Source organism: Streptomyces sp. NRRL B-1347 (assembly GCF_000720325.1).
GTDB lineage: Bacteria > Actinomycetota > Actinomycetes > Streptomycetales > Streptomycetaceae > Streptomyces.
In genome coordinates this window covers 28,000-41,383 of sequence record NZ_JOJM01000029.1, presented here as the reverse complement: position 1 = coordinate 41,383, position 13,384 = coordinate 28,000, and the positions used below count along the sequence as shown (strand labels likewise).

Genomic DNA, 13,384 nt, shown 5'->3' with positions numbered 1-13,384 from the left:
CGGCGCCGGGTTTCCGAAACGGCCGCGGCTCACCCCAACCGGGTGTTCTCCGTCATTCGTTGACAGTGCCGCCGGCGCGGAAGTCCGCGGCGGCGAGGAGCGCCGTGTCCGGGTTGTCGGAGAAGATCCCGTCGATGCCGGTGGCGAAGTACTTCTTGAAGGCGCCGAAGGCGTCGCCGTACGCGGTGGGGTCCGTGCCCTTCTTGAAGTCGGCGGGCAGGAAGGTGTTCTCGTTGCGCATCGTGTACGGGTGCAGGATCAGGTCCGCCGCGTGGGCGTCGCGCACCAGCGTGGTCGGCTCCAGGAGCTTGCCGTCCGGGCCCTTGGGGATGATCAGGTCCAGGGTCGGGCCGATGCCCTTGGCGAACGAGGACATCCAGCGCAGGCCCTCGGGCTTGATGAGGTCGGCGACGGTGCGCGGGTCGTTCGCCTCGACGAAGTCCCAGGGGCGCGAGTTCGCCGTCGAGAGCAGGACGACGCCGGGCGCGTCGACGAGCTTGCGAAGCCGCTGGATGCTGCTGGGCTCGAAGGACTGCAGGAAGTTCGGCGAGTGCCTGCGGTGCCGGTGGTAGCGGCGCAGGAGCTTGGCGAGGGGCTCCTCGAGGCCGAGGCCGAGCTTGCGGAAGTAGGTGGGGTGCTTGGTCTCGATGTGCAGCCAGACCCGCTCGCCGCGCTCGCGGCCCGCGCGCTCGGCCCAGCGGAAGACCTCCTCCAGGGTGGGGATCTCCCAACGGCCGTCGTAGAGGGTGTTGCGCTGGCGGGTGCCGGGGATGCGCTCCTTGGCGCGCAGCGTCTTCAGCTCGGCGAGCGTGAAGTCCTCGGTGAACCAGCCGGTGAGCTGGACGCCGTCGACGGACTTCGTCGTCTTGCGGTCCGCGAACTCCGGGTGCGCGGCGACGTCCGTGGTCGCGGTGATGTCGTTCTCGTGACGGCACACGAGGTGGCCGTCCTTGGTCGGCACGACGTCCTGCTCGATGACGTCCGCGCCCATGTCGAGGGCGAGTTGGTACGAGCCGAGCGTGTGCTCGGGCCGGTAGCCGCTCGTGCCCCGGTGCGCGATGACCGTGGGCACCGGCAGCTCGCCGCCGTGGCCGTGGCCCTTGCCGTGCCGCCCCTCGGCTCTCGCCACGCCGGGCGCGCCCGCGACGGCCGCGCCCGCCCCGAGGACCGCGGCCCCCAGAACGGCCCGCCGACCCGGGCTCGTCCCCGTCCGCCGCTCGGCCGTCGCGCCGTATTCCTCGTTCGCCATGGAGGGCTCCCTCTTCCTTGTACTGCCTTGTGCCGCCTTGCACCTGACAAAGCGGCACCGATCGTAGGTGGCGACAGGTGACCTGCGGGAGACCTGGGGTCGAACGTACGGGTGACGCGCGATGGCCGAAGGCCGCGCGGGGCGCGGGGGCGTACGTGCCCGGCGCGGGCGGGCGGCGGGCTCCAAGCCGTCCGGACCCCGGGGAGGGCTTCCGGACGCGGCCCGCGGCGAGCGTGAGAAGGGCCACTCGGACAAGCGGCGCAGTTCGCACGGCGATACGGTCGTGCTGGTAGGACCCTCGCGGGGCAAGGGGCACGCAAACTCAGGTCAACTCTGCGTATCGGTCGCATGAACCCGATGTGCGTTCAACGGGGACCCGCGAGTATGGTCCTCACCTGCAGCGACTTGCCGTCGACCCGTTGACACCGGAGGAACCGTTGTCCCGTCTAGCGCTCCTGAAGGCAGTGCTCGGACCGATCTTGCGCCTGACGTTCCGCACGCGGGTAGAAGGTGCCGAGAACATCCCCGGGACCGGTCCGGTCATCCTGGCCGGAAACCACCTCACGTTCATCGACTCGATGATCCTGCCCGTCGTCTGCGACCGGCCGGTCTACTTCATCGGCAAGGACGAGTACGTCACCGGCAAGGGCCTCAAGGGCCGCCTCATGGCCTGGTTCTTCACCGGCGTCGGCATGATCCCGGTGGACCGCGACGGCGGCCGGGGCGGCGTGGCCGCGCTGATGACCGGCAAGCGGGTCCTGGACGACGGCCAGATGTTCGGCATCTACCCGGAGGGCACCCGCTCCCCCGACGGCCGGCTCTACCGCGGCCGCACGGGCATCGCCCGGCTCACGCTGATGACGGGCGCGCCGGTGGTGCCGTTCGCCATGATCGGCACGGACAAGCTGCAGCCGGGCGGCAAGGGCCTGCCGCGCCCGGGCCGGGTGACCGTCCGCTTCGGCGAGGCGATGGAGTTCTCCCGCTACGACGGCATGGACCGCGACCGCTACGTCCTGCGCGCGGTGACGGACTCCGTGATGACGGAGGTCATGCGCCTGTCCGGGCAGGAGTACGTGGACATGTACGCCACGAAGGCGAAGGCGGCCTGAGCCGGGCCGCACATGGTGAAGGGCCGCACCCCGCGCGGGGTGCGGCCCTTCACCATGTGCGGCCCTTCGCCGTTCGGCGGGCGGGCGGCGGCGTCAGGGGTGCTCGACGCCGTCCTCCAGCTTCTGTCCCTTGAGCAGGAACCAGGCGGCGACCGCCGTCGCGAGCAGCACCGCGGCGCCGACACCGGCGGCAAGGCGCAGACCGTCGACGAAGGCCTCCTGCGCCGCCGACACCAGCGGTTCCGCCGTGCCCTTGGGCAGTCCCGCGCTGGCCTCGACGGCGCCGCCGAGGGATTCGTGGGCGGCCGACGCGACGTCGGGCGGGGTGCCGGCCGGGGCCGTGAAGTCGCGGTAGACGCCCGTGACGATGGAGCCGAGCAGGGCGATGCCGAGGGCCGCGCCCAGTTCGTAGGCGGTCTCCGAGACCGCGGAGGCCGCGCCCGCCTGCTCCTTGGGCACGCTGGACAGGATCACGTCGGCGGTCACCGTGAAGGAGAAGCCCGCGCCGATGCCGACGACGAGGAGCGCGGCGCCGAGGAGCGGATAGCCGGTGTGCTGGCTCAGGGTGGTGAGCGCGGCGAGGGCGAGGCCCACCGCCGCGAGGCCGCCCGCGACCACGGAGCGCACCGAGAAGCGGCGCGCCACCAGGCCCGCGATCAGACCGGCCGTCACCGCGCCGACAGCGGCGGGCAGTTCGGCGAGACCGGCCTCGAACGGCGGCCTGCCCTGCACCAGTTGCAGGAACTGCGACAGGAAGAAGACCAGACCGGACAGGCCGAGGATGGTCAGCAGGTCGGCGAGGACGGCGGCGGAGAAGCCGCGGTTGCGGAAAAGGCGCATGTCGAGCAGCGGCGCCCGGAGGGTGAGCTGCCGCCGGACGAACCAGGTGAGCGCGGCGACACCGACGGCGCCCGCGGCGAACACCTCCAAGCCTGCGCCGCTGGCCGCGGCCTCCTTGACCGCGTACACCATGGCGATCATGCCGATGAGCGACAGCGCGACGCTGATCAGGTCCCAGGGGCCGGGCGCGGGGTTCTTCGACTCGGGCAGCAGCTTGATGCCGACGAGGACGAGCACGGCCATCACGGGCAGGTTGATCAGGAAGACCGAGCCCCACCAGAAGTGTTCGAGCAGGAAGCCGCCGACGACCGGGCCGATCGCCGCGCCCGCCGACGCCATCGCGCCCCACACGCCGACGGCGATGCTGCGCTCGCGCGGGTCGTGGAAGATGTTCCGGATCAGCGCAAGGGTCGAGGGCATCAGGGTCGCGCCCGCGACACCGAGCAGCGCCCGCGCCAGGATCATCAGCTCCGGCGTGGTGGCGTAGGAGTTGAGCACGGACACCGCGCCGAAGGCGACGGCTCCGACGAGCAGCAGCTTCTTGCGGCCGATGCGGTCGCCGAGGCTGCCCATGGACACCAGCAGACCGGCGATCACGAACGAGTAGACGTCGCCGATCCACAGGAGCTGGGTGCCGGACGGCTTGAGGTCCTCGCTGATGTACGGCGTCGCGAGGCCGAGGACGGTGGCGTCCACGGCGACGAGGAGCACGGCGAGGACGAGCACGGCCAGGGCCAGCCACCGTCCGGGCGGGCGTGCCACCTCGGTCGGCGGGGTGCGCTGTGCGGTCCTGGTCATGGTTCCACTCTCCGTTGTGCTCCGCCGATCAGCAGCTCGGCGATCATGTAGCTGAAGTCCTTGGTCGCGACGCGGCCGTCGAGGACGGCCCAGGCGCCGGAGCTGACGAGGCCGTACAGGGCCTCGGTGAGCCAGACCGGGGTCAGGTCGATGCGGAATTCGCCGCCGGCCTGACCGCGCCGGAACAGCTCGGCCACGCGGGTGTCGATCCGGGACCAGCCCTCGTGCTGCGACTCGCCCTCGAACAGCGCGTTCTCCGTGACGAGGAACGCGAGCAGTCCCGCGGCGGGCTGGATCTCCTTGATCAGGCGCCGCAGGGCCTCCGCGGCGCCTCCCTCGCCGAGGCGGGCGGCGTCGAGGGCGAGCTCGCACTCCCTCAGGCCGAGGTCCTCCAGCGCGCGGACGAGCGCGTCCCGCCCGGCGAAGTGGCGGTGCAGGGTGGCCCTGCTGACACCCGCGGCCTTCGCGACCTCGTCCATGGTCGCGGAGCCCTTGCGGGTGAGCAGTGCTGCGGCACTGCGCAGCACCTGGTCTCGGTCGACAGACATGAGACAACCATAGACCACATGAGACATCTCTGTCTCACTAGAGGCGTGCGGGTCTTACCGCCCGAGCGCCGGTTCAGAGCGTCAGTGTCAGAGCGTCAGTGTCAGAGCGCCGGTGTCAGAGCGGCGAGTCAGGACTTCCGTACGTTGGGCCTCAGTGCCAGGGCAGCGCGGCCCGCGTGGCCCAGTAGGCGGCGGGCTCCTCGGCGAGGGCCTCGACGCGCTCCAGGTCCGCCTCGTCCAGGTCGACGGCCGCGGCGTGCAGGTTCGACACGAGCTGTACGGAGGTGGCGGCGCCGGAGAGCACGACACCGGCCCACGGGCGGCGCAGCACCAGGGCGAGGGCGACCGCGTCGCAGCCGAGGCCGGTCCGCTCGGCGACGGCGCGCAGGGCTGCGGGCGCGTGCTCGCCCGCGAGGCGGCCGTTGGCCATGCCCTCCTTGACCAGGACGGTCAGGCCCGCGTCGTGGGCCTCGGCGAGCGCGGGTCCCGCCGAGGTCTCCAGGGCGTTGTAGGTCGCCTGGACGGTACGGAAGAGCCGCTCGCCGCCGACGGTCACGTCCAGGGCGGCACGGATCGCCGCGGCCTGCTCGGGGCCGCTCACGGACAGGCCGACGGTGACGCCCTCGGCGGCGAGGTCGGCGAGCCGGGCGTGCAGCTCCTTGTCGGTGAGCGCCGGGCTCCCGGGCGTGACCGAGTGGATCTGGTAGAGGTCGAGCCGCTCGCCGAGCAGCGCGGCGGTCTCGGCGCGCTGGCGGTCGTACGCGGTGACGCTGTGGTCCTTGACCTCGTGCGCGGCGGCGTCGGTGCGCCAGTCGGCCGTGTAGGTGTAGCCCCACTTGCTGCCGACGACGACGTCGTCGATGTCGGGCCTGCTCGCCAGCCAGTCGGCGAGGAACTCCTCGGAGCGGCCGTAGGAGCGGGCCGCGTCGACGTAGCGGACGCCGAGCGCGTAGGCGGCGTCGAGGAGTTCGAGGGCGCGCTCGCGCAGGGCCTCGACGCTGCGGGAGGGCGGCAGGTCGGCCTCGCGGCCCAGCGTGATGTAGCCGGGCCTGCCGACGGCGGCCAGGCCGAGGCCGATGTGGGCGGTGGGGGTGGTGGCTTCGGCCAGGCGGGCGAAGGGCATGTGGGGCTCCACGCTTCGGGGGTGGGACGCGGCGAGGGGAGTACGCGGGTCGCGCACTCCCCTCCGCTCAACGTAACCCTCCGCGGGTGGGCGGGCCCTGGCGGGGCTCCCCTGGCCCGCTCGCTACGCGGTCCGGGCGGTCGCCCAGTGGCGCTGGGCGGCCACGTCCGTCTTGATCTCGGCGAGCTGGGTGGCGACCGCCGAGGGGGCGGTGCCGCCGCGGCCGTCGCGCGAGGCGAGGGCGCCCGGCACGTTCAGGACGGTGCGGACCTCGGGGGTCAGATGCGGGGAGATCTTCGCGAACTGCTCGTCGGTGAGCTGGTCCAGCTCGATGCCGTGCGCCTCGCACTCCTTGACGCACTCCCCCGCGACCTCGTGCGCGACGCGGAACGGCACGCCTTGCTTGACCAGCCACTCGGCGATGTCCGTGGCGAGCGAGAACCCGGCGGGGGCCAGCTCCTCCATGCGCTCCCGGTTGACGGTGAGCGTCGCCATCATGCCGGTGAAGGCGGGCAGCAGGACCTCCAGCTGGTCGCAGGAGTCGAAGACGGGCTCCTTGTCCTCCTGGAGGTCGCGGTTGTACGCGAGCGGCAGCGCCTTGAGGGTGGCCATGAGGCCGGTGAGGTTGCCGATGAGGCGGCCGGACTTGCCCCGGGCCAGCTCGGCGATGTCCGGGTTCTTCTTCTGCGGCATGATCGAGGAGCCGGTGGAGAAGGCGTCGTGGAGCGTGACGAAGGAGAACTCCTTCGTGTTCCAGATGATGACCTCCTCGGCGATCCGGGAGAGGTTCACGCCGATCATCGCGGTGATGAAGGCGAACTCGGCGACGAAGTCCCGCGAGGCGGTGCCGTCGATGGAGTTGGCGGCCGAGCCGTGCTCGAAGCCGAGGTCCCGGGCGACCGCCTCCGGGTCGAGCCCGAGGGACGAGCCCGCGAGCGCGCCCGAGCCGTAGGGCGACACGGCGGTGCGCTCGTCCCACTGCCGCAGCCGCTCCGCGTCCCGGGACAGGGACTGGACGTGGGCGAGCACGTGGTGGGCGAAGAGGACGGGCTGGGCGTGCTGGAGGTGGGTGCGGCCGGGCATCGCGACGTCCGGGTGCGCCTCGGCGAGGCCGATCAGCGCCTCCTGGAGGTCGGTGACGAGGCCGCCGATGATGCGGGCGTGGTCGCGCAGGTACATCTTGAAGAGCGTGGCGACCTGGTCGTTGCGGGACCGGCCCGCGCGCAGCTTGCCGCCGAGGTCCGGGCCGAGCCGCTCCAGGAGGCCGCGCTCCAGGGCGGTGTGCACGTCCTCGTCGGCGACGGTGCCGACGAAGGTGCCCGCGGCCACGTCCGTTTCGAGCAGGTCGAGCCCGGCGAGCATCCGGGTCAGCTCGTCCTCGGTGAGCAGCCCGGCGGTGTGCAGCACGCGCGCGTGGGCTCGGGAGCCCGCGATGTCGTACGGGGCCAGACGCCAGTCGAAGTGGACCGACGCCGACAGTTGCGCCAGCGCTTCTGCGGGCCCGTCGGCGAACCTGCCGCCCCAGAGGCGGACATCGCCGGTGTTGCTGCTCACGATTGCTCCTTGGTGTGCGGTGGGCGGGGTGGGGGTCTCCTCCCCCGCCCCGCCCCTTCCCGAACCGGGGCTCCGCCCCGGACCCCGCTCCTCGAACGCCGGAGGGGCTGATTCGCTTACGCCAGGTCCCTCTTCGCCGCGATCTTCGACGACAGGGCGAAGATGTCGATGAATCCCTGGGCCTTCGACTGGTCGAAGGTGTCACCCGTGTCGTACGTGGCGAGGTTGAAGTCGTAGAGGGACTGCTCGGACTTCCGGCCGGTGACGACGGCGCGGCCGCCGTGCAGGGTCATCCGGATGTCGCCGCTGACGTGCTGGTTGGCCTCGTTGATGAAGCCGTCCAGGGCCCGCTTGAGCGGGGAGAACCACAGGCCGTCGTAGACCAGTTCGCCCCAGCGCTGCTCGACCTGCCGCTTGTACCGGGCGAGCTCCCGCTCGACCGTGACGTTCTCCAGCTCCTGGTGGGCGGTGATCAGCGCGATCGCGCCCGGGGCCTCGTACACCTCACGGGACTTGATGCCGACGAGCCGGTCCTCGACCATGTCGATCCGGCCGATGCCCTGGGCGCCCGCCCGCTCGTTGAGCTGCTGGATCGCCTGGAGGACGGTGACGGGCCTGCCGTCGAGGGCGACCGGGACGCCCTCCTTGAAGGTGATGACGACCTCGTCGGCCTCGCGCGGCGTCGCCGGGTTGGAGGTGTACTCGTAGACGTCCTCGATCGGCGCGTTCCAGATGTCCTCCAGGAAGCCCGTCTCGACGGCGCGTCCGAAGACGTTCTGATCGATGGAGTACGGCGACTTCTTGCTGGTCGCGATCGGCAGGCCCTTGTCCTCGCAGAAGGCGATGGCCTTGTCCCGCGTCATCGCGTAGTCCCGCACGGGGGCGATGCACTTCAGGTCCGGGCCGAGCGCCTGGATGCCGGCCTCGAACCGCACCTGGTCGTTGCCCTTGCCGGTGCAGCCGTGGGCGACGATGCCGGCCCCGTGCTTGTTCGCGGCGGCCACCAGGTGCTTGACGATGGTGGGCCGGGACAGGGCGGAGACCAGCGGGTACCGGTCCATGTAGAGGGCGTTGGCCTTGATCGCCGGGAGGCAGTACTCGTCGGCGAACTCGTCCTTGGCGTCCGCGACCTCGGCCTCGACGGCACCGCAGGCGAGCGCGCGCTTGCGGATGACGTCCAGGTCCTCGCCGCCCTGGCCGACGTCCACGGCAACGGCGATGACCTCGGCGCCCGTCTCCTCGGCGATCCAGCCGATGGCGACGGAGGTGTCCAGGCCGCCCGAGTAGGCGAGTACGACGCGCTCGGTCACGGGTTTCTCCTCACAGTGCATTCCGCTCGCTCAGTGCATTCACTGATATGCATGAGTATGCACTCAGCCGCATGTTTCGTCAATCCGCTACGCCTCACAGGGAACATGTAGCGACCACATATCGAGACGGGGTTGCGCCCCGGTGGTCCCTGGACGTTGCATCACCGGGTGCGGACCGAACAGACGACTCCCAGCTCCGCGGCGGCCGTCGGAGCCCCGGGCGGCGCCGACCGGGCCGCGCGCCGGGCCGTCACCGTCTTCCCCGTCCTGATGCTCGCCGCGGGCGCGGTCGGACTCGCGGCGCCGGGCGCCTTCGCGGACTGGAAGCCGAGCGTGCCGTACCTGCTCGGCGTGGTGATGTTCTGCATGGGCCTGACGATGACCCCGGCGGACTTCCAGGGCGTCGCCCGCAGGCCCTGGGCCGTGGCGCTCGGCCTCGTCGCGCACTACGTGATCATGCCGGGCCTCGGCTGGCTGGTCGCCCACGCCCTCGACCTGTCACCGCAGTTGGCGGCCGGGGTGATCCTCGTCGGCTGCGCGCCCAGCGGCACCGCGTCGAACGTCGTGACGTATCTGGCGCGCGGCGACGTCGCCCTCTCGGTGTCCGTCGCCACCGTCTCCACGATGGTCGCGCCGCTCGTCACACCGCCGCTGACGCTGCTGCTCGCGGGCGAGTACCTGCCGGTGGACGCGGGCTCGATGGTGACGGACATCCTCAAGACGGTGCTGCTGCCCGTCGTCGCGGGCCTGCTGGTGCGGCTCTTCCTCGGCCGGTACGTGGACCGGGCGCTGGGCGCGCTGCCGTGGCTGTCCGCCGCCACCATCGCCGTGATCGTGGCGGTGGTGGTCGCGGGCAGCGCGGCGGCCATCAAGTCGGCCGCCGCGCTCGTCCTGCTCGCGGTGGTGCTGCACAACGGGCTCGGCCTCGCCCTCGGCTACGGCGCGGGCCGCCTGGCCCGGCTCGGGGCGCCCGCGTCGCGCGCGATGGCCTTCGAGGTGGGCATGCAGAACTCGGGCCTGGCCGCTTCCCTGGCCACCGCCCACTTCAGCCCGCTGGCAGCGCTCCCCGCAGCGATCTTCTCGGTCTGGCACAACGTGTCGGGCTCGTTGGTCGCGGCGTGGATGGCCCGCAGGCACCGGAGCAGCCCAACGGACGGCGACCTCTCAAGCCCGTCCGGCGTTTGAGGACGAGGCCGCAAGGCCGATCACCCCGGTCCAAGGCCAGGGGCCAGCCTCAGTGTTCGTTCGAGGCGAGCCGCAGCAGGTGGTCGGCCAGGGCCTGGCCCCCCGTCGCATCCCTGCTGATGAGCATCACCGTGTCGTCGCCCGCGATCGTGCCCAGGATGTCGTGCAGCTCGGCCTGGTCGATCGCGGAGGCGAGGAACTGGGCGGCGCCGGGCGGGGTGCGCAGCACGACGAGGTTGGCGGAGGCCTCGGCGGAGATGAGGAGTTCGCCGGACAGGCGCCGCATCCGCTCCTCCTTCGCCGACTCGCCGAGCGGGGCCCGCGGGGTGCGGAAGCCGCCCTCGCTCGGCACGGCGTAGATGAGGTCGCCCTCGGCGTTGCGGATCTTGACGGCGTTCAGCTCGTCGAGGTCGCGGGAGAGGGTCGCCTGGGTGACGCTCAGGCCGTCGTCGGCGAGGAGCTTCGCCAACTGGCTCTGCGAGCGCACCGGCTGCCGGTTGAGGATGTCGACGATCCTGCGGTGCCGTGCCGTGCGGGTCTGTGGCACCGCGGGCCCGGCGGACTCCCCTCGCTCGTTGCGCTGCGCATGGCTCATCGTCGTCTCATTCTCCGGATCGTCCGTCCCCGTTCGCCGCGGCCGCGGCCTGGTCGAGGACGCCGGGCAGGGCCCGGAGGAAGGCGTCCACCTCGGTGTCGCCCACGTTCAGGGCCGGCATGAGCCGTACGACATCGGGGGCGGGCGCGTTGACCAGGAAGCCGGCGTCCTGAGCCGCCCGCTGCACCTGCGCGGCCAGCGGCTCGGTGAGCACCATACCCAGCAGGAGGCCCGCGCCCCTGACATGGTCGACCATGCCGTGCCCCGCTGACTCGATTCCGTCCCGGAGCCGCTCGCCCGCGCGCTTGGTGCGGTCGAGCAGCCCCTCGGCGGTGATCGTGTCGAGCACGGCGAGCCCCGCGGCGCAGGCGACGGGGTTGCCGCCGAAGGTCGTGCCGTGGTGGCCCGGCCGCAGCAGCTCCCCGGCCTCGCCGAAGGCGACGGTGGCACCGAGCGGCAGACCGCCGCCGAGACCCTTGGCGAGGGTGACGACGTCGGGGAGCACGTCCTCCTCCGCGAAGTGCGCGAACCAGTGGCCAGTGCGGCCGATGCCGGTCTGCACCTCGTCGAGGACGAGCAGGGTGCCGGTGGCGCGGGTGATCTCGCGGGCCGCCTTCAGATATCCGGCGGGCGGCACCACGACGCCGTTCTCGCCCTGGACCGGCTCGATGATCACGAAGGCGGTGTCCTCGGTGACCGCCGCGCGCAGGGCGTCGACGTCTCCGTACGGTACGTGCGTCACGTCTCCGGGCAGCGGCAGGAACGGCTGCTGCTTGCCGGGCTGGCCGGTGAGGGCGAGCGCGCCCATGGTGCGGCCGTGGAAGCCGCCCTCGGTCGCGACCATGTGCGGGCGGCCCGTGAGCCGGCCGATCTTGAAGGCGCCCTCGTTGGCCTCCGCGCCGGAGTTGCAGAAGTACACGCGTCCGGCGCGGCCGAAGAGCTGGAGCAGCCGCTCGGCGAGCGCGACGGGCGGCTCGGCGACGAAGAGGTTCGAGACGTGGCCGAGCGCGGCGATCTGCCGGGAGACGGCGTCCACCACGGCCGGGTGCCCGTGGCCGAGCGCGTTCACCGCGATGCCGCCGACGAAGTCGACGTACTCCTTGCCGTCCGCGTCCCAGAGCCTGCTGCCCGCGCCGCGCACCAGGGGCAGGCGCGGCGTGCCGTAGTTGTCCATGAGCGCTCCCTGCCAGCGCGCGGTCAGCGACGCGTTGGACGCGGCTTCCGCCGCGGACGGGGTGGGCGCGGACGGGGTGGACGGGGTGTCGGCGGTCATGCCGTGGCTCCCTCTGTCAGCTCGTCGGGCACGACCATCGTGCCGATTCCTTCATCCGTGAAGATCTCAAGGAGGATCGAGTGCTGGACGCGCCCGTCGATGACGCGGGCCGTCTGCACGCCGTTGCGCACCGCGTGCAGACAGCCCCTCATCTTGGGCACCATGCCGCTGGACAGCTCGGGGAGGAGCTTCTCAAGGTCGGTGGCGGTGAGGCGGCTGATCACGTCGTCGCTGCGGGGCCAGTCCTCGTAGAGGCCCTCCACGTCGGTGAGGACCATCAGCGTCTCGGCACCAAGCGCCGCAGCGAGTGCCGCAGCCGCCGTATCAGCATTGACGTTGTAGACATGCCCCGTGTCACCTTCGTCCTGTGAGCGGGCGATCGAGGAGATGACCGGGATGCGGCCGTCGGCGAGCAGCGCCTCGATGGCGCCGGTGTCGATGTCGGTGACCTCGCCGACCCGCCCGATGTCGACCGGTTCGCCGTCGATCAGCGGGCGGTGCCGGGTCGCGGTGATGGTGTGCGCGTCCTCGCCGGTGAGGCCCACGGCCAGCGGGCCGTGCTCGTTGAGCAGCCCCACGAGCTCCCGCTGCACCTGCCCGGCGAGGACCATGCGGACGACGTCCATGGCCTCGGGCGTCGTGACGCGCAGGCCCGCCTTGAACTCGCTGACCAGGCCCTGCTTGTCGAGCTGGGCGCTGATCTGCGGGCCGCCGCCGTGCACCACGACGGGGCGCAGGCCCGCGTGGTGCAGGAAGACGACGTCCTGGGCGAAGGCCGCCTTCAGTTCGGCGTCCACCATGGCGTTGCCGCCGAACTTGATGACGACGGTCTTGCCGCGGTGCCGGGTCAGCCAGGGCAGCGCCTCGATGAGGATCTGCGCCTTGGGCAGGGCGGTGTGCTTGCGGGTGCTCATGGGGTGTTCAGGGTCCTCGGGTTCAGGACGGGCCGCCCGGGGCGGGACCGTGCGGTCCCGCCGGGCTCAGGACGAGTAGGCGCTGTTCTCGTGGACGGGCGACGTTCAGCCGGTCGGGCTCGAAGGCGGCGCCGGTGGTGCCGATGGCGGACAGGACGCGGCCCCAGTTGGGGTCCTCGCCGTGGATGGCGCACTTCAGGAGGTTGTTGCGGGCGATGGAGCGGCCCACCTCGACGGCGTCGTCCTCGCTCGAGGCGCCCACGACCTCGATGCGGATGTCCTTGCTGGCGCCCTCGGCGTCGCCGATGAGCTGCCGGGCGAGGTCGTCGCAGACGCTGCGGACGGCCTCGGCGAGGGCCAGCATGCCCGCGCCCTTGGCCATGCCGCCGACGGTCCAGCCCTCGCCCTCGAAGACGGCCGTCTTGTGCACGCTGTCGGTCGTCTTGATGGCGATGGCGGCCTTCTCGCCGCCGTGCGGGGACAGGGCGGCCGCGGCCGCCTCGACGCCCGGCAGGAGCTTGTCCATGGGGAGCGTGACGCCGATGAGGCCGGTGGAGGCGACGGCGACCTCGGCCGCGTTCACCCCGAGCGCCTCGGCCGTCTTCTCGGCGGTGGCGTGCGTGTCCTGGAAGCCCTTGGGTCCGGTGCAGGCGTTGGCGCCGCCGGAGTTGAGGACGACCGCGGCCACCTGCCCGCCCTTGAGGACCTGCTCGGACCAGAGCACGGGGGCGGCCTTCACGCGGTTGGAGGTGAAGACGCCCGCGGCGGCGAGGCGGGGCCCGTGGTTGACCACGAGGGCCAGGTCCGGGTTGCCGTTCTCCTTGATCCCGGCGGCGATACCCGCAGCCTCGAATCCCTTGGCTGCAGTAACACTCACAGCGTCTCC

General features: G+C 72.0%; 11 protein-coding genes and 1 pseudogene. 2 read left to right on the top strand and 10 right to left on the bottom strand.

Translation table 11 applies throughout. The features are described 5' to 3' along the window. Positions 1-52: 52 nt before the first annotated feature. Complete coding sequence (locus IG74_RS0123820; protein WP_030680948.1) at positions 53-1,249, bottom strand: glycerophosphodiester phosphodiesterase; 1,197 nt, start codon at positions 1,247-1,249, stop codon at positions 53-55. A 419-nt stretch (positions 1,250-1,668) separates the two neighbouring features. Between IG74_RS0123820 and IG74_RS0123815 the strand changes: the two genes are divergently transcribed. Beyond that, positions 1,669-2,358 (top strand): lysophospholipid acyltransferase family protein, encoded by a 690-nt coding sequence (locus IG74_RS0123815; RefSeq protein WP_078868992.1) that lies wholly within the window; start codon positions 1,669-1,671, stop codon positions 2,356-2,358. 93 nt (positions 2,359-2,451) lie between these two features. On the opposite strand, the gene IG74_RS0123810 is transcribed toward IG74_RS0123815, so the two are convergent. The 5 genes from IG74_RS0123810 to IG74_RS0123790 all read right to left on the bottom strand — a co-directional run bounded on the left by IG74_RS0123810 (position 2,452) and on the right by IG74_RS0123790 (position 8,531). Continuing rightward, on the bottom strand, positions 2,452-3,996 hold the full coding sequence (locus IG74_RS0123810; protein ID WP_030680943.1) for an MFS transporter: 1,545 nt from the start codon (positions 3,994-3,996) through the stop codon (positions 2,452-2,454). Next, positions 3,993-4,544, bottom strand: coding sequence for a TetR/AcrR family transcriptional regulator (locus tag IG74_RS0123805; protein WP_030680940.1), 552 nt, complete (start codon positions 4,542-4,544; stop codon positions 3,993-3,995). Before IG74_RS0123805 ends, IG74_RS0123810 begins: the two co-directional genes overlap by 4 nt. Positions 4,545-4,695: 151 nt before the next feature. Next, positions 4,696-5,667 carry an aldo/keto reductase gene (locus IG74_RS0123800; protein WP_030680936.1) on the bottom strand — a complete coding sequence of 324 codons (972 nt, stop codon included), beginning with the start codon at positions 5,665-5,667 and terminating at the stop codon, positions 4,696-4,698. A 123-nt stretch (positions 5,668-5,790) separates the two neighbouring features. Continuing rightward, positions 5,791-7,221 carry an argininosuccinate lyase gene (argH, locus tag IG74_RS0123795; protein WP_030680933.1) on the bottom strand — a complete coding sequence of 477 codons (1,431 nt, stop codon included), beginning with the start codon at positions 7,219-7,221 and terminating at the stop codon, positions 5,791-5,793. Between the two features lie 116 nt (positions 7,222-7,337). Continuing rightward, positions 7,338-8,531: an argininosuccinate synthase gene (locus IG74_RS0123790; RefSeq protein WP_030680930.1), complete on the bottom strand. Its 1,194-nt coding sequence runs from the start codon at positions 8,529-8,531 to the stop codon at positions 7,338-7,340. A gap of 168 nt (positions 8,532-8,699) precedes the next feature. Between IG74_RS0123790 and IG74_RS0123785 the strand changes: the two genes are divergently transcribed. Beyond that, positions 8,700-9,716, top strand: a complete 1,017-nt coding sequence (locus IG74_RS0123785; protein ID WP_051855214.1) for a bile acid:sodium symporter family protein — start codon at positions 8,700-8,702, stop codon at positions 9,714-9,716. 49 nt (positions 9,717-9,765) lie between these two features. On the opposite strand, the gene IG74_RS0123780 is transcribed toward IG74_RS0123785, so the two are convergent. From IG74_RS0123780 to IG74_RS0123765, 4 genes and pseudogenes are all read right to left on the bottom strand, one after another. Continuing rightward, complete coding sequence (locus tag IG74_RS0123780; protein WP_030680925.1) at positions 9,766-10,311, bottom strand: arginine repressor; 546 nt, start codon at positions 10,309-10,311, stop codon at positions 9,766-9,768. Positions 10,312-10,318: 7 nt separating this feature from the next. Continuing rightward, positions 10,319-11,584: an acetylornithine transaminase gene (locus tag IG74_RS0123775; RefSeq protein ID WP_051855212.1), complete on the bottom strand. Its 1,266-nt coding sequence runs from the start codon at positions 11,582-11,584 to the stop codon at positions 10,319-10,321. Continuing rightward, entirely contained in the window at positions 11,581-12,498 is a 918-nt protein-coding gene (argB, locus tag IG74_RS0123770) for an acetylglutamate kinase (protein WP_030680918.1), read from the bottom strand. The genes IG74_RS0123775 and argB overlap by 4 nt, the downstream gene beginning before the upstream one ends. Positions 12,499-12,595: 97 nt before the next feature. Next, positions 12,596-13,375: pseudogene (locus tag IG74_RS0123765) on the bottom strand (bifunctional ornithine acetyltransferase/N-acetylglutamate synthase); the annotation flags it as partial. Between the last annotated feature and the right edge of the window lie 9 nt (positions 13,376-13,384).